This is a genomic window from Rhodoferax sp. (assembly GCF_025354435.1).
Lineage (GTDB): Bacteria > Pseudomonadota > Gammaproteobacteria > Burkholderiales > Burkholderiaceae_C > Rhodoferax_B.
Genome location: NZ_JANXMU010000050.1, coordinates 87,400 through 102,658, shown reverse-complemented (window position 1 = coordinate 102,658; position 15,259 = coordinate 87,400). Strand labels below are relative to the sequence as shown.

At 62.8% G+C, this 15,259-nt stretch carries 14 protein-coding genes; 4 read left to right on the top strand and 10 right to left on the bottom strand.

What is annotated here, in order from left to right; genetic code table 11:
• Complete coding sequence (gene choX, locus Q0T48_RS13710; protein ID WP_295957174.1) at positions 1-942, bottom strand: choline ABC transporter substrate-binding protein; 942 nt, start codon at positions 940-942, stop codon at positions 1-3.
• 152 nt (positions 943-1,094) lie between these two features.
• Between choX and Q0T48_RS13705 the strand changes: the two genes are divergently transcribed.
• Entirely contained in the window at positions 1,095-2,045 is a 951-nt protein-coding gene (locus Q0T48_RS13705; RefSeq protein ID WP_295957173.1) for a GlxA family transcriptional regulator, read from the top strand.
• A gap of 109 nt (positions 2,046-2,154) precedes the next feature.
• On the opposite strand, the gene rpsT is transcribed toward Q0T48_RS13705, so the two are convergent.
• Entirely contained in the window at positions 2,155-2,463 is a 309-nt protein-coding gene (gene rpsT, locus Q0T48_RS13700; RefSeq protein WP_295957209.1) for a 30S ribosomal protein S20, read from the bottom strand.
• Between the two features lie 94 nt (positions 2,464-2,557).
• Here rpsT and murJ point away from each other — a divergent pair, with 94 nt between their 5' ends.
• Together murJ and Q0T48_RS13690 are read left to right on the top strand one after the other, a co-directional pair.
• Positions 2,558-4,132 (top strand): murein biosynthesis integral membrane protein MurJ, encoded by a 1,575-nt coding sequence (gene murJ, locus Q0T48_RS13695; protein ID WP_295957172.1) that lies wholly within the window; start codon positions 2,558-2,560, stop codon positions 4,130-4,132.
• A 38-nt stretch (positions 4,133-4,170) separates the two neighbouring features.
• Positions 4,171-5,022 carry a tetratricopeptide repeat protein gene (locus Q0T48_RS13690; RefSeq protein ID WP_295957171.1) on the top strand — a complete coding sequence of 284 codons (852 nt, stop codon included), beginning with the start codon at positions 4,171-4,173 and terminating at the stop codon, positions 5,020-5,022.
• Positions 5,023-5,148: 126 nt separating this feature from the next.
• Here Q0T48_RS13690 and Q0T48_RS13685 read toward each other — a convergent pair whose 3' ends face one another.
• From Q0T48_RS13685 to Q0T48_RS13660, 6 genes are all read right to left on the bottom strand, one after another.
• Positions 5,149-6,459: an MFS transporter gene (locus tag Q0T48_RS13685; RefSeq protein WP_295957170.1), complete on the bottom strand. Its 1,311-nt coding sequence runs from the start codon at positions 6,457-6,459 to the stop codon at positions 5,149-5,151.
• 153 nt (positions 6,460-6,612) lie between these two features.
• Positions 6,613-7,869, bottom strand: coding sequence for a radical SAM family heme chaperone HemW (gene hemW, locus Q0T48_RS13680; RefSeq protein WP_295957169.1), 1,257 nt, complete (start codon positions 7,867-7,869; stop codon positions 6,613-6,615).
• The gene (gene rdgB, locus Q0T48_RS13675) at positions 7,866-8,468 is read right to left on the bottom strand and encodes an RdgB/HAM1 family non-canonical purine NTP pyrophosphatase (protein WP_295957168.1); all 603 of its coding nucleotides are present in this window, start codon (positions 8,466-8,468) and stop codon (positions 7,866-7,868) included. Before rdgB ends, hemW begins: the two co-directional genes overlap by 4 nt.
• A gap of 44 nt (positions 8,469-8,512) precedes the next feature.
• Positions 8,513-9,241 carry a ribonuclease PH gene (gene rph, locus Q0T48_RS13670; protein ID WP_295957167.1) on the bottom strand — a complete coding sequence of 243 codons (729 nt, stop codon included), beginning with the start codon at positions 9,239-9,241 and terminating at the stop codon, positions 8,513-8,515.
• A gap of 47 nt (positions 9,242-9,288) precedes the next feature.
• On the bottom strand, positions 9,289-10,197 hold the full coding sequence (locus tag Q0T48_RS13665) for a PP2C family serine/threonine-protein phosphatase (protein WP_295957166.1): 909 nt from the start codon (positions 10,195-10,197) through the stop codon (positions 9,289-9,291).
• Positions 10,194-11,201 (bottom strand): serine/threonine-protein kinase, encoded by a 1,008-nt coding sequence (locus Q0T48_RS13660; protein ID WP_295957165.1) that lies wholly within the window; start codon positions 11,199-11,201, stop codon positions 10,194-10,196. Before Q0T48_RS13660 ends, Q0T48_RS13665 begins: the two co-directional genes overlap by 4 nt.
• A 153-nt stretch (positions 11,202-11,354) precedes the next feature.
• Between Q0T48_RS13660 and Q0T48_RS13655 the strand changes: the two genes are divergently transcribed.
• Positions 11,355-12,272, top strand: coding sequence for a YicC/YloC family endoribonuclease (locus Q0T48_RS13655; protein ID WP_295957164.1), 918 nt, complete (start codon positions 11,355-11,357; stop codon positions 12,270-12,272).
• A 273-nt stretch (positions 12,273-12,545) separates the two neighbouring features.
• On the opposite strand, the gene Q0T48_RS13650 is transcribed toward Q0T48_RS13655, so the two are convergent.
• Together Q0T48_RS13650 and Q0T48_RS13645 are read right to left on the bottom strand one after the other, a co-directional pair.
• Positions 12,546-14,282 (bottom strand): bifunctional protein-serine/threonine kinase/phosphatase, encoded by a 1,737-nt coding sequence (locus Q0T48_RS13650; RefSeq protein WP_295957163.1) that lies wholly within the window; start codon positions 14,280-14,282, stop codon positions 12,546-12,548.
• A gap of 7 nt (positions 14,283-14,289) precedes the next feature.
• Positions 14,290-15,102 (bottom strand): formate/nitrite transporter family protein, encoded by an 813-nt coding sequence (locus Q0T48_RS13645; protein WP_295957162.1) that lies wholly within the window; start codon positions 15,100-15,102, stop codon positions 14,290-14,292.
• Positions 15,103-15,259 lie beyond the last annotated feature (157 nt).

Sequence of the window (15,259 nt, the reverse complement as noted above, 5' to 3'; positions counted from 1 at the left end):
TTATAGACCGAGGGACGTACGCACGGCAGGCAGGCCGTCTTTGCCGTCATAGGTTTTGACACCCGCCAGCCATTTGGTCAGCAGCTCGGGGTTTTGCTTCAAGAAGTCTTTGGCGGCGGTGGCGGGCAGCACCTTGGCCATGATGGGCACCATCAGGCGGTTTTCCACGTCGGTGCTGAAGATCAGATTGGACACCAGCTTGCCCGCGTTCGGGCAGCGCTCCAGGTAGTCATTCGCCACCAAGGTCTTGACCTTGGCTTCGCCAAAATTCGCGCCAAAGTAGGCATCGCCCCCGGTGAGGTAGCTGATCTGCATCTGGATGTTCATGGGGTGTGGCTCCCAGCCCAGGAACACCACCAGCTTCTTCTGCCGTATCGCGCGCTGCACCTCGGCCAGCATGCCCGCTTCGCTGGACTGCACCAGCTTGAAGCCGCCCAAGCCTAGTTCGTTCTTGTCGATCATCTGCTGCACCTTGGCGTTGGCGCTGCTGCCGGCTTCGATGCCGAAAATCTTGCCGTCCAGCTCTTTCTGGAACTTGGCAATGTCGGCAAAGCTCTTCAGCCCCGCCTCATTGGCGTAGGCGGGCACGGCCAGGGTGGCCTTGGCACCGCTGAGGTTGGGCGTGGGCAGCACGACCAGGTTTTTGGCCTTGACCAGCGGATCGACCATGCCGTCCTGCATAGGGCTCCAGTAGCCCAGCGACACGTCGATCTGCTTGCTCTTCAGGCCCGCAAAAGAGATCGGCACCGAGGCGATGGTGGTGCTGGGGGTGTAGCCCAGGCCCTCAAACACCGTGGTGGCCAGCGCGGTGGTAGCGGTGATGTCGCTCCAGCCGATGTCCACAAAGCGGACTTTTTTGCAGCTTTCGGCATCCTGGGCCACCGCTGGTAAAACGCATATCGCCGCAGCCAACAAGCCTGCACCTTGAAGCCATTTTTTCATCATGTTTCCTTGGAATGAATACCGCAAACAGCGCGCATCGCCTTGCGATGGACGAAATTTACCGGGGGATATGCTGAAAAAACGACGCATTGCGACCAGTCATTGACCAGCAGCGACCACGCGGGTTTTCCCATCTGCTACAACCTCAGCCCATGTCTGACCCCGAAGATCTGTACTTTCTGCTGCTGCCCGCGTTTTCGATGCTGGGCTTTGTCTCGGCGGTCGAACCGCTGCGGGTGGCGAACCGTTTCCGCAAGGACCTGTACCGCTGGCACATCCTGAGCGTGGACGGCGGCCCGGTAACGGCCAGCAACGGCATGTCACTCAATGCCGAAGGCTCGCTGGATACGGTCGCCAGCGCCCCCACCTTGTTCATCGTGGGCGGCTTCAACCCGCTGGAGCACTACACGCCGGCGCTGGGCAGTTGGCTGCGGCGGCTGGACCGGGCGGGCACGGTGCTGGGTGCCATCGACACCGGCAGCTTTGTGCTGGCCGAGGCCGGGCTGTTGCAGCGCCAGAAGCTGACCCTGCACTGGGAGGCGATATCGGCGTTTGTGGAGCGCTACCCGGCGCTGGCAGCGATGGTGACGCAGGAGCTGTTTGAAATCGACGGCCAGCGCATCACCAGCGCGGGCGGCACCGCTTCCATCGACATGCTGCTGGCACTGATTGCCCGCAAGCATGGCCACGCGCTGGCCACCGAGGTATCGGAGCAGTTTGTGCTGGGCCGCATCCGCAACCCGTCGGACCACCAGCGCATGCAGATTGCCGCGCGTTACGGCATCCACAACAAGAAAACTATCCAGGTCGTGAGCGAAATGGAGCGCCACATGGAAGACCCGCTGTCGCCCGACGCGCTGGCCGACAGCATCGGTGTGACCCGGCGGCAACTGGAGCGCTTGTTTGCCACTTACCTGAAAGACACGCCCTCGCACTTCTACCTGGGCCTGCGGTTGGACCGGGCGCGCCAGCTGCTGCAGCAGACCGAGATGCGCATCATCGAGGTGAGCGTGGCCTGCGGCTTTGAGTCGCCCTCGTACTTTTCGCGGGCCTACCGCAGCCGGTTCCACAGCCCACCCAAGCAAGATCGTTTGGCTAGCTGACCCCAGAAATGAAAAAACCACCCGAAGGTGGTTATTCATTTTTGCTGGCAGCGCACCCTACAAAACGGCGGACGGTGGTGACACCGTCCGGGCGGTTTGCTTAAAAGATTTAAGCGGCGACAGGTGCGGCCACGAGTGCCTTCACCTTGGTGCTCAGACGGCTCTTATCGCGAGCTGCCTTGTTCTTGTGGAAGATGCCCTTGTCGGCAACCGTGTCCACTACCGCTTGCATCTTGGCAAACAGTTCGGTGGCTTTGGCTTTGTCGCCAGTCAGAACAGCTTTTTCAACGTTCTTGACAGCGGTACGGTATTTGGAACGCAGCGAGGTGTTGGCGGCGTTGATCTTGACGTCCTGGCGGACGCGCTTACGGCCCGACGCAAGGCGTGGGTTCTTTTTCTTTGGTTTGGTTGCCATAATAATTTTCCTTGAGATTGTTAGAGGATGATGCCAGCAAAGCCCACGAGTATAGCAGTTGGGCGCTTACACCCCCCAGCCGGGCTACACTGGATGGGTGAGTCTCTTCAAATCTGCATCCACCATCTCCCTGCTGACCCTGGCTTCCCGCGTGGCGGGTTTGGTCCGCGACCAGTTGTTTGCCGCCACGTTCGGTGCCAACGCCATGACCGACGCGTTCTACGTGGCGTTCCGCATCCCCAACCTGTTTCGCCGCCTGTTTGGCGAAGGCGCGTTCAGCCAGGCCTTTGTGCCAGTGCTGGCCGCCAGCAAGGCCCAACACGGGCTGGAAGCCACCAAGCTGCTGATCGACCGCGTGGCCACCCTGCTGACCTGGGTGCTGGTGCTGACCTGCGTGCTGGGGGTACTGGACACACCGCTGCTGGTCTGGGCCATGGCCGGGGGCATGCAGCAAGAACCGCAGGCCTATGCCGCAGCCACCACCATGACGCGCTGGATGTTCCCTTACATCCTGTTCATCTCGCTGGTGTCCATGGCCTCGGGCATTTTGAACACCTGGCGGGTCTTTGCCGTACCCGCGGCCACTCCAGTACTTCTGAACATCGCCATGATCGCCGCAACCCTGTGGGCCACGCCCTGGTTCCGCAACCACGGCATCGAGCCCATTTATGCGCAGATCATCGGCGTAATGCTGGGCGGCATCTTGCAACTGGCAGTGCAGATTCCGGCGTTGAAGCGTCTGGGTCTGTTTCCCAACATAGGGCTTACCTGGTCGCTGGTGCGCACCGCATGGGCCGATGATGCTACTAAAAAAGTAGCGAAACTGATGGTGCCGGCCCTACTGGGCGTGGGCGTGGCGCAGATTTCGCTGTTCATCAACACCCAGATCGCCTCGCGCCTGGCCCCCGGCAGCGTGAGCTGGCTCAGCGGGGCCGACCGGCTGATGGAATTCCCCACCGCCATGCTGGGCGTGGCGCTGGGCGTGGTGCTGATGCCGCAACTGGCCGGTGCCAAGGCCGCCAACGACCCCAAACAGTACTCCGCCATGCTCGACTGGGGTCTGCGCCTGGTGGTATTGCTGGCCGTGCCCTGCTCGGTGGCGCTGCTGACTTTTGCCACCCCGCTGGTGGCGGTGATCTTCCACTACGGGGCATTTACCGAGCGCGACGTGGCACAAACCGCGCTGGCCTTGATGGGCTGGGGCGTGGGCCTGCTGGGCGTGGTCGCCATCAAGGTGCTGGCCCCCGGCTTTTACGCCAGCCACAACATGAAGACCCCGGCGCGCATCGCCGTGGCGGTGCTGGTCATCACCCAATTGCTGAATCTGGTGCTGGTGCCCTTGTTCCAGCATGCGGCGCTGACGCTGTCGGTGGGCCTGGGTGCCCTGATCAACGCCACCTGGCTGCTGATCGGCCTGCGGCGGCGCGGCAGCTACCTGCCCGTGCCCGGCTGGTGGAGGTTCATCCTGCAGGTGCTGGCGGCCAGCGCCCTGTTGGCGGTATTTTTGATCTGGGCCAGCGGTGCCGTGACCTGGACCCACTTTGCAGGCGCAAAATTGGAACGGGTTGGCTATCTGGCGCTGGTTCTGCTTGCGTCAGCAGCTATTTATTTTGTAGCATTGTGGGCGACAGGAATGAAGTTACGTAAAGTGATACATCCTGGCGGCATTTAAGCTTGACGCTGCGCTGGCGCTCCACTAGAAACTAGACCATGCACATTCCCTACCAAGCCCCCACCCCGCTGGAGTATTTTGCGGCGCTGGTCCAGAGCGATGAGCACTTCCCGCTGCTGGAAGCGGTGACCAGTCTGGCGCAAGACGAATACCCCGAACTGGACATGGAACAGGTACTGGACGACGTAGACCAGTTGCTGGCCCGCCTCAAGCGCCGCCTGCCGCGCGACTCGGTGCCGCTGCAGCGCCTGCGCTCCCTGAACCAGTTTTTCTACCGCGACCTGAACTTTGGCGGCAACGTCAACGACTACTACGACCCTGACAACAGCTACCTCAACGCCGTGCTGCGCACGCGCCGGGGCATCCCGATATCGCTGGCCGTGGTGTGGATGGAGCTGGCCCAAGGCATTGGCCTGGTGGTGCGCGGTGTGGCGTTTCCGGGGCATTTCATGGTCAAGATCAACTTGCCCAAGGGCCAGGTGGTGATGGACCCGTTCACCGGCCAGTCGCTGAGCCGCGAAGAGCTGTCGGAGCGGCTGGAACCCTACACCCGGCGCAACGCGCTGTCCGATGATTTTGAAGTGCCGCTGGGCCTGTACCTGCAGGCCAGCCCGCCGCGCGACATCGTGGCCCGCATGCTGCGCAACCTGAAAGATATCCATACCTCGCAAAGCGACTGGCAGCGCCTGGTGCCGGTGCTGAACCGCCTGCTGGTGCTGCAGCCCGATGCCTGGAGCGACTACCGCGACCGCGGCCTGGCCCACGCCGCCCTGGGCAACAGCGCACAAGCGGTGGAAGATCTGGAAAAGTACCTGCTGTGCGCCGAAGACCCTTTGGACATCGACAGCATCGCCTACCGCATCAGCACCCTGCGCAGGGCAAAAAACTAGGCACACCCCAGGCTACAGCGCAGGCGCCTTTCACAACCCCCCTCGTATAGGCTTGAAAAGCCAATACGACATGCAGGGGGCAACACCAGTGGCCCGGCAAAGCCGGTTCCACGGTGTTTCTGGAAGTTAACGTCTCGCCAGCGTAGCCTGCGCGCCCCGGGCTCCTACGGCCTGCTTGCGGTACAGCACCAGCGTGGCGACCAGCCCGCACAGCGCCGCAAACGTCATCCACAGTGCCGGAGCCGCCTTGTTGCCGGTAGCTTCTATCAAGCCGGTGGCGATGGCGGGGGTGAAGCCGCCAAAAACTGCCGTGGCCAGGCTGTAGGCCAGCGAGAAGCCCACGGTGCGCACCTCCACCGGCATCACCTCGGTCAGCGCCACCACCATGGCACCGTTGTAGCTGGCGTACAAAAAGGACAGCCACAGCTCTACAATCAGCATCTTCTCGAAGCTGGGAGCGTTGGTCAGCCAGGTCATGGCCGGGTAGGCGCTGAGGATGGTCAGCACGGTAAAGAACAGCAGCAGCGGGCGGCGGCCAATGCGGTCCGACAGCGCTCCCATCAACGGTAGCCAGATGAAGTTAGAGATACCCACGCACAGCGTGACGACCAGCGCGTCGGTGGTGCTCAGGTGCAGCACGCTTTTGCCAAACGTGGGGGTGTAGACCGTGATCAGGTAGAACGACACCGTGGTCATGGACACCAGCATCATCCCGGCCACCACCAGGCCCCAGTTGTCCAGCATCGAGCGGAAGATGGCCCGGGTGTCGGGCCGGTGCTTGCGCTGCATGAATTCTTCGGTTTCCTGCAGCGAGCGGCGCAGCATGAACAGCACTGGCACGATCATGCAGCCGATAAAGAAGGGCACGCGCCAGCCCCAGTCGCCGATTTCCAGCGGCGTGAGCCAGATGTTCAGCATGTAACCCAGCGCCGCCGCCACGATGATGGCCACCTGCTGGCTGGCCGACTGCCAGCTCACATAAAAACCCTTGCGCCCCGGCGTGGCCATTTCGGCCAGGTACACCGACACGCCGCCCAGCTCTACCCCCGCCGAAAAGCCCTGCAGTAAGCGGCCGATCAGCACCAGCGCGGGGGCCAGGTAGCCAATGCTGGCATAGCCGGGCACGCAGGCAATCAGCACCGTGCCGGTGGCCATCAGGGCCAGCGTGACAATCAACCCCTGCCGCCGCCCCACTCGGTCCACATACGCCCCCAGAAAAATCGCCCCCAGTGGACGCATCAAAAAGCCTGCGCCAAAGGTCATAAAGGTAAACATCAGCGACGCAAATTCGTCGGCCGCCGGGAAGAAGGTTTTGGCAATGTAGGTGGCGTAAAAGCCGAACAGGAAGAAGTCGAACATCTCCATGAAATTGCCGCTGGTGACACGGAGCACCGTGCCAAACTTCGACTGCGCGGGGGAGGCGGTCATGGTTGTCATTTTTTTGGGGTGTGAACAAAGGGAATGGGAGCGATCTGGCGTGGCCAATCGAATCCATTGTCTGCCTGCTGCCGCGCCCCACAGACGGTGCGCGCCGGGCTTTACCCCTTGTTCACACTGCTTTACGCAGCCGCATTTAACGGCCCCAAAAACTCAGCGCGCAGCAGGACTATCGGCCAAAAACAGCGCCTGCAAATCGCTCAAAAAGTCAAAACCGCGCACCGTGGGCCGGATCCGCACGCCATCACGCTCCAGCAGGCCTTTGCGCTCGCCCTCGGCCAGGCCTTTCTGGATGCTGGTCAGCGGCAGGCCGGTGCGCTCGGTGAACTTCGGCAGCTCAAAGCCGTCGCGCAAGCGCAGGGCGTTGAGCATGTACTCGAACGGCAGCTCGGCACGCGCAACGTCGTCGTCTTGCGCCACGGCCTTGCCTGCCAGAGCGTTGGCCATGTACAGGTTCGGCTCACGGTACCGCACCTGCCGGATGATGCGGTGGGCAAAGCTGAGCTTGCTGTGGGCCCCTGCGCCAATCCCCAGGTAGTCGCCAAACTGCCAGTAGTTCTGGTTGTGCAGGCAGGCGTGGCCGGGTAGCGCGTAGGCCGAGACTTCGTAGCGATCCATGCCGGCAGCCAGGGTCATCTCGGTGATCTTGTCCAGCATGTCGTAGCCCAGGTCTTCCTCGGGCACCACGGGCGGGAACTTGGCGAAGTAGGTGTTGGGCTCGATGGTCAGCTGGTAAATACTGATGTGTTTGGGCCCCAGCGCAAGCGCCGTCTGCATATCTAGCTCTAGATTTTGTAGCGTCTGGCCAGGCAGCGCGTACATGATGTCGAGGTTGAAGGTGTCAAACGACTGGGCCGCTTCTTCCACTGCCGCAATGGCCTGGGCGCTGTCGTGGACCCGGCCCAGGGCTTTCAGGTGCGCGTCGTTAAAGCTTTGCACGCCCACCGACAGGCGTGTCACCCCGGCGCTGCGGTAGGCGCGGAAGCGGTTTTTCTCGAAGGTGCCGGGGTTGGCTTCCAGGGTGATCTCGCAGTCGGGCTCCAGCTTCAGGCGGGCGCGGATGTCGCCAATCAACCTATCGATGGCCTGCGGCGAAAACAGGCTGGGCGTGCCGCCGCCGATGAAGATGCTGTGCACGGTGCGGCCCCAGACCAGCGGCAGCGCGGCTTCCAGGTCGGCCATCAGCGCATCGATGTAGCGCTGCTCGGGCACTTCGCTGGTCGGCACGGGCGCGGCCAGGTTGGCAGCCGGATGCAGGGTCTGCGCGCCATCCGCCCGCAATTCATGCGAGTTGAAGTCACAGTACGGGCATTTCTTCAGGCACCAGGGCAGGTGCACGTACAACGACAACGGCGGCAGCGCGGCCAGTTGCAGCAGACCGGGGCGCATGTGGTGTTGCAGGTCTTTCATGGCAGCCAACGCTCGCGCATCAGGGCCAGCATGGCACGCGACGACTGGCCGCGGTGGCTGTTGGCGTTCTTCACTTCGGGTGTCAGCTCGGCAAAGGTCTTGCCGAACTGTGGCAGGAACATCACCGGGTCAAAGCCAAAGCCGTTCTCGCCCTGCGGCGCGCGGGTGATCTCACCAACGGCCCGGCCCACGGCGATCAGCGGCTCGGGGTCTTGCGGGCTGCGCACAGCGACCAGGGTGCTGACCAGGGCGGCGCGGCGGTTGTCGACGTGCGCCATCTGCTCTAGCAGCGCGCGTACGTTGTTGTCTTCGCTCTTGGGGTAGCCGAACTGGGTGGCGTAATACGCGGTCTGCACGCCCGGCAGGCCACCAAAGGCATCGACGCACAGGCCCGCGTCGTCGGCCACGGCGGGCAGGCCACTGTGGGCACTGGCATGCCGGGCCTTGGCCAGGGCGTTTTCGACGAAGGTGTGGAATGGCTCGTCCGCTTCCGGGATGCCTAACGCTCCTTGCGCTACCAGCTCCACGCCCAGCGGGGCGAACAGGGCTTGCAGTTCAAACAGTTTGCCTGCGTTGTTGGACGCGAGTACGATTTTCATAACAAATAGGGCTCTAGCGTATATTCTGCCTGCATAGTTAGCTCTTATTTCGATAGTTCTTGCTGCTGCAGGTCCATCAGTTCGACGATACCTTTTTCGGCCAATGCCAGCAGCGCGTCCATCTCGGCGCGGGTGAAGGCCACGCCCTCGGCCGTGCCCTGCACTTCGACGAAATGGCCTGCGCCAGTCATCACCACGTTCATGTCGGTATCGCAGGCCGAGTCTTCGGTGCATTCCAAATCCAGCAGCGGCGTGCCCTGCACGATGCCTACCGAGATGGCGGCTACGGGCTGGAGGATGGGCGTGGTGACGATCTTGCCCGCCTTCAGCAGCACGTTGACCGCATCCTGCGCGGCCACGAACGCGCCGGTGATGGCGGCCGTGCGGGTCCCGCCGTCGGCCTGCAGCACGTCGCAATCCAGGTGGATGGTGCGCTCGCCCAGCAGCTTCAAATCGAACACGGCGCGCAGCGATCGGCCGATCAGACGCTGGATTTCCTGCGTGCGGCCGCTTTGCTTGCCGCGCGCGGCCTCGCGGTCGCTGCGGGTGTGGGTGGCGCGCGGCAGCATGCCGTATTCGGCGGTGACCCAGCCCTCGCCGCTGCCCTTTTTGTGGCCAGGCACTTTTTCTTCCACCGAGGCAGTGCACAAAACTTTGGTGTTGCCAAACTCGATCAGCACCGAGCCTTCGGCGTGGATGGTGTAGCCGCGGGTGATGCGCACCGGGCGCAGTTGGTGGGCGGCACGGCCGCTACTACGGATAAATTCGGTCATGGTGTGGATTTCAAAAGCATAAAACACCCCGTTTTACAGGGGAAAACTCAAGCGCGTTTTGCGGCAGCGCGGCGGATGGCTTCGTTAATTTCGGCAATCGACCGCTCGATGGCCGCATCGTCCAGATCGTCGATCAGGCTTTCGGGCCCACGGGGCTGGATGGACGAGGCAAACACGCCCGGCTGGATTGCATCGGTGGAGATGCCCCGGGTGGACTCGAACATGTCAGGGGTTTCCCATTCGATGGCCAACACGGTGACGTTGTCGCTACGGGCACCCGCTTTGCGCAGCGCCTGCTCGACCAGATCGGGCACGGCCTGCGACACCGGAGCGCTGGCCAGAGCGCGCACGATGGTGGCATCGTCCAGGCTTTCCCACAGGCCGTCCGAGCAGAGCATGATTTTGTCGCCCTGGTGCAGCACGATGGGGCCGGTGACGTCGAACTGGGGTTTGACCGGCGAGCCCAGGCAGGTGTAGAGCACGTTGCGGTTCACCGTGTGGGGCAACTGCAGGCCGCCCTCGGCACGGTGCTGCTCGGCATAGGAATGGTCGCGCGTGCGGGTCAGCAGCAGGCCGTCGCGCACCACGTACAGGCGCGAATCGCCGCAGTGCACCCAGGTGGCGCTATTACCTTGCACCACGGCGGCGACCAGGGTGGTGCGCGGGGTGTCGAGCATGCCGTGTTTGGCGGCGTAACGCAGGATTTGGTCGTGGGCCGACAGCAGCGCGGTGCTCAAGAATTCGGCCGCAAGGGGCAGCAGCGGGCGGGCCTGCTTCTGGTACAGGGCGGACAGGGTTTGCAGCGCCATCTGGGCTGCCACCTCGCCTTCCGGGTGGCCGCCCATGCCGTCGGCCAGCAAGAACAGGCCCGAGCCACGGGTATAGCAGTAGCCCATACGGTCTTCGTTTTTTTCGCGGCCGCCTTTGCGGCTGACCTGGAATACCGAAAACTTCACTTGGGCGCAGACCCGATGCCGGTGGCTTCGCGTACGTTTTTCTTGGTGTCGGACACCAGGGTATCGAACTGCAGGCGCAGCTTCTCGGCCACGGTCAGCTTGGTGTAGCGGCGCTCGCCTTCGCGGCTGAGCTCTTTTTGCAGCGCAAACACCGACTGCGGGCGCGACAGCGGGTCGATCGACATGCACCATTCGACTACCTCGATCAGGTTGTCTGAATAGATGCCGCGCAGCCGCGACAAGGCCAGGCCGATGCGGTCTTTTTCCAGGCGCTGCGGCGCTTCGTTGGGCGGAAAGCCCTGCATGCAAGCATAGATGCAGGCACCGATGGCGTAGATGTCGGTCCACGGCCCCATGGACGCGTCGCGCCGGTACATCTCGGGCGCAGCAAAGCCGGGGGTGTACATGGGGCGGATGAAGTTACCTTCTTTGTTCAGCACCTCGCGGGCCGCGCCGAAGTCGATCAGCACCGCCTTGTTGTCGTCGGTGATAAAGATATTGGCGGGTTTGATGTCCAAATGCAGCATCTTGTGCTGATGCACGATGCGCAAGCCGCGCAAAATTTCATCAAACAGGCTGCGGATGGTGGATTCGCGGAACACCTTTTGCTTGCGCTGGTCCCGCGAGGTGATGATGAAGTCCTGCAGGGTCGCGCCCTCCAGATAGTTCATCACCATGTAGACGGTTTCGTTCTCGCGGAAGAAGTTGAGCACGCTGACCACCGACGGGTGCGAGATCTGCGCCAGCGAGCGGCCTTCTTCAAAAAAGCTCTTCAGCCCCAGCCGGTACAACGATAGCTTTTCGGGCTGCACCTGCGGCAGCAGCTCGCCGACTTCGCGGGTGGCCAGGCTGCTGGGCAGGTATTCCTTGACCGCCACCTGGCCGCCATCGGCCCCCACCGCCAGGTACACCACCCCAAACCCGCCGGATGAGAGCCGCCGCACGATGTGGTAGCCCCCGATAGCGGTGCCGGGCGGAAGCGTGGCCGGTTTGTTTTTGGACATAAATAGGATGGGGGGAGCGGGTCAGCAAGCAAGCGACAGAAGGCAATAGCAAGACCTGTTCGGCATCTGGTGCATTGGCTGGCGGCCTTTACATCGGGGGTTGAACAGGTCGTCGGTTATTCTCGGAACATTGCAACGATATGTACCTTCTCAATGCCAGTTTACAGCATGACCGGCTACGCCAGTGCCCAGCACAGCAGCGCCACCGCCACCCCCGAATCCGAGTCTAAAAGCACGGCTGCGCGCCGCCTCGGCATCGAAATCCGCTCTGTCAACAGCCGCTTTCTGGACCTGAGCTTTCGCCTGCCCGACGAGCTGCGCAGCCACGAACCCGCGCTGCGTGAACGCGTCATGGCGCAGCTCAAACGTGGCAAGGTGGAAGTGCGCGCCGCCATTGAAACCACCACATCCGGCAGCTTGGCTGCGCCCTCGCCCCAGTTGCTGCAACGCGTCAATTCGCTACAGGACTCCATCAAAGCCTGGTTGCCCCAGGCCGCGCCACTCAGCGTGGCCGACATCCTGCGCATGGCATCCAACGAGCAAGCCCCCACCAACGACTGGGCCGACGATGTGCTGCCGCTGGCCGACACGGTGCTGCAATCCCTGGTGGCCGCCCGCCAGCGCGAAGGCGAACGCCTGACCACCATGCTGCTCGGGCACCTGAAGCAATTGCGCACCCTGGCCGAAAAAGCCCTGCCGCTGGTGCCCCAGCTGGTGGAACAGCAGCGCCAGCGCTTCATCGAGCGCTGGAAAGAAGCCATGGCCCTGGCCGAAGGCGCCACCCTGCCCGAAGCCGCGCAAGACCGCGCGCTGACCGAGGCCACCGCCTTCGCCATCCGCATCGACGTGGCCGAAGAGCTGACCCGCCTGCATTCGCACCTGGACGAGATGGAGCGCATCCTCAAAAAAGGCGGCGAAGTCGGCAAGCGCCTGGACTTTTTGATTCAGGAACTGCACCGCGAAGCCAACACCATGGGCAGCAAATCCGCCGCGCTGGAGCTGACCCGCATTTCGGTGGACATGAAGGTGCTGATCGAGCAAATGCGCGAGCAGGTCCAAAACGTAGAGTGATTGGCACACCCCCAGGCTACAGCGCAAACGCTTTCCGCCTACCCTCTCGGATCGGTTTGAAAAACCGAAGCGACACGCAGGGGGCAACTGCAGCAGTCTGGCAGAGCCAGCCCTTCGCAGTTCGCGAAGGGGCATCGCTGCGCTTACCTTGGGATAAAAAGTTAACCTCTGTTGTACAGATTTATAAAGAATCGGCCTCCAGCGCATGTTCTACTTGCACTCTTAGCTATTAAATACATAGCATACAGCAGCGCAGGGCAGATCGGGACCGACTCAGTGACCCGTTACACGTAAGGCCAATAACAGCACGACGGTCACAGCCAACACCACGGCGACCACCTGCCAAAAGACCACCGGGTTGCGCTCCACCAGCGGCGGGACGCGCTGGCGCAGAAACTGGGGGCCAGGGGTGTGCAGATCTTGCAGGAACTCGGACACCGCCTCCTGGCGCTTGGCCGGGTGGGGGTGCAGGGCTTTTTGCAGCACGCCATCCAGCCAGGCGGGGAGTTCGGGGCGCAGATGGCGTACCGGCAGGTAGCGCAGCCGCTTCAGGTTGGCAGGTGACTGCACCTGGGTGACCTGCAGGCCGTACGGCAGCCGTGCCGTGAGCATCTGGTAGGCCAGCACGGCCAGCGAAAACAAATCAGAGCGTGCACTGCCACCACCACCGGTAAAATACTCCGGCGCGGTGTACTGCAGCGTGCCGACGATGGCATCGGCCGCTGCGCGTGGCGTGCCTTCGGTAAGACCCGCCACGTGGGTGGAGGCGAAGTCGATGATCTTCACCGTGCCGGTGCGGTCAATCATCACGTTCTCGGGCCGCAGGTCCTGGTGCAGCATTTCCTTGCCATGGAAGGCCTGCAACCCCTTGGCTACCTGGGCGACGATGCTGCGCACAGTGTCCAGGTCGGGGCGGGGGTGGTCGGTCATCCACTGGGTGAGGGTCTGGCCGTCCACAAATTCCATCGCCACGAAGACGTGGCGGCGCGGCCTGTCGCTGGCAAAGGCTTTGAGCACGTGCGGGCTGTGGATGCGGCGCGCCACCCACTCCTCCAGCAAAAAGCCGTCCAGGTAGGCCGGGTCTTCGCGTAAATCCACGGAGGGCGTTTTCAGCACCGCCTGCTGGCCGGTGGCATCGTCCACCGCCAGGTGCACATGGCTGCGCGCACTGGCGTGCAGGCTGCGCACCACGGTATAGCCCTCGAAGCGCATGCGCGGCGACAGCGGTGGCGGCAAAGCCAGCCCCTCGCGCTGGGCCTGCAGGTGCAGCGGGTCGGCAGCGGGCAGCGCGTCGATGCGCAGCAGTTGCACCGTCATGTCGTCGTCAGCACCGCGCGCCTGAGCGGTGCTGACCAGCGCGCTGGCGGCAGCGTCGAAGTCGTCGGGGCACAGCGCCAGGGCAGCATGCACGGCGGCGGCATCAAAGTGCAGGTAGGCGCCGTCGGTGGCCAGCAGGTAGACCTCCCCCACTTCTGCGGTAAGACACCGGTAGTCGATCTCCACATTCGGGCCCACGCCCAGCGCACGGCCCAGATAGGACTCAACGCTAGAGAGGTGAACGCGGTGGTCTTCGGTCAGTTGCTCCAGCGACTGCGGGTGCAGCCGGTAGATGCGCGAGTCACCCACATGCAGCAGGTGCACCTCGCGCCCCTTCAGCACCAGGGCGCTGAAGGTGCACACATAGCCGCTGTCTTTGTCAAACCGCGCATGGCTGCGCATGGTTTGCGCGTGCAACCAGGCGTTGGTGGCACCCAGCACCCGCTGTGCCGAGCGGCGCACCGACCAGGCGTCCGAGGTGGCGTAGTAGTCGTCCAGAAAGCCGCGCACCGCCGCCGCACTGGCCTCCTGGCTCACCGCGCTGGAGCCAATGCCATCGGCCTGCGCCACCACGATGCCCTTGCTGCTGCGCAAGAGCTCCAGCGGCAGCATGGCCCCATGGAAGTCCTGGTTGATGCCTTTTCGCCCGGCCCGCGAATGCTGGCCCAGCGTCACACGCAAGGCGTGGGTCATGCAGACTTCAGCCCACCACGCGCTTGGGGGCTGTCTTGTAGTGCGTCGAATACAGGGTCAAACCGACGAAGGTCAAACCACCCACCAAATTGCCCAGCACGGTGGGAATTTCGTTCCAGATGATGTAGTCCATCAGCGTGAACTTGCCAACCAGCATCAGGCCGGTGGGGAACAAAAACATGTTGACGATGCTGTGCTCGAAACCCATGTAGAAGAAGATCATCACCGGCATCCACATGCCGATGGCTTTGCCCGAAACGGTGGTGGACATCATGGCTGCCACCACGCCGGTGGACACCATCCAGTTGCACATCACAGCGCGCACAAACAGCGTCAGCATGCCCGCAGCACCGTGGGCCGAATAGCCCAGGGTGCGGCCTTCGCCGATATGGCCGAGCTTTTCGCCAATGGCGTTGGGCGCTTCGCTGAAACCGAAGGTGAAGATGATGGCCATGAACACGGCCACCGTCAGCGCACCGGCGAAGTTGCCCACAAACACCAACCCCCAGTTGCGCAGCACACCGGCCCAGGTAGCCCCCGGGCGCTTGTCGAGCACGGCCAGCGGTGCGAGGGTGAACACGCCGGTCAGCAGGTCAAAACCCATCAGGTACAGCATGATGAAGCCCACGGGGAACAGCATTGCGCCGATAAGTGGGTTGCCGGTGTTGACGGTGACGCTCACGGCAAACGCCGCAGCCAGGGCCAGGATGGCACCGGCCATGAAGGAACGGATCAGGGTGTCGCGGGTAGACATCAGCAGCTTGGATTCACCGGCATCGACCATCTTGGTCACGAATTCGGCAGGGGCGAGGTAGGCCATATAACTTCCTTAAAAACGGGAAACTGAAGAGCGCCCACAGGCGGAGTGCCTAGGGTGGCGCACAAAAAAAACGGCACCCGCGGCAGCACCCGTTTTAGGGTGAAGCCAGGGACGCCGTTATCCTTGGATGCACGATTCAACTGTTTGCGAGAGACCC

Bases quoted from the DNA above. Each gene is read 5' to 3' on its own strand.
- choX (WP_295957174.1), bottom strand. From the start codon at position 942: ATGAAAAAATGGCTTCAAGGTGCAGGCTTGTTGGCTGCGGCGATATGC.
- Q0T48_RS13705 (WP_295957173.1), top strand. From the start codon at position 1,095: ATGTCTGACCCCGAAGATCTGTACTTTCTGCTGCTGCCCGCGTTTTCG.
- Q0T48_RS13690 (WP_295957171.1), top strand. From the start codon at position 4,171: ATGCACATTCCCTACCAAGCCCCCACCCCGCTGGAGTATTTTGCGGCG.
- Q0T48_RS13685 (WP_295957170.1), bottom strand. From the start codon at position 6,459: ATGACAACCATGACCGCCTCCCCCGCGCAGTCGAAGTTTGGCACGGTG.
- hemW (WP_295957169.1), bottom strand. From the start codon at position 7,869: ATGAAAGACCTGCAACACCACATGCGCCCCGGTCTGCTGCAACTGGCC.
- rdgB (WP_295957168.1), bottom strand. From the start codon at position 8,468: ATGAAAATCGTACTCGCGTCCAACAACGCAGGCAAACTGTTTGAACTG.
- rph (WP_295957167.1), bottom strand. From the start codon at position 9,241: ATGACCGAATTTATCCGTAGTAGCGGCCGTGCCGCCCACCAACTGCGC.
- Q0T48_RS13660 (WP_295957165.1), bottom strand. From the start codon at position 11,201: ATGTCCAAAAACAAACCGGCCACGCTTCCGCCCGGCACCGCTATCGGG.
- Q0T48_RS13655 (WP_295957164.1), top strand. From the start codon at position 11,355: ATGCCAGTTTACAGCATGACCGGCTACGCCAGTGCCCAGCACAGCAGC.
- Q0T48_RS13650 (WP_295957163.1), bottom strand. From the start codon at position 14,282: ATGACCCACGCCTTGCGTGTGACGCTGGGCCAGCATTCGCGGGCCGGG.
- Q0T48_RS13645 (WP_295957162.1), bottom strand. From the start codon at position 15,102: ATGGCCTACCTCGCCCCTGCCGAATTCGTGACCAAGATGGTCGATGCC.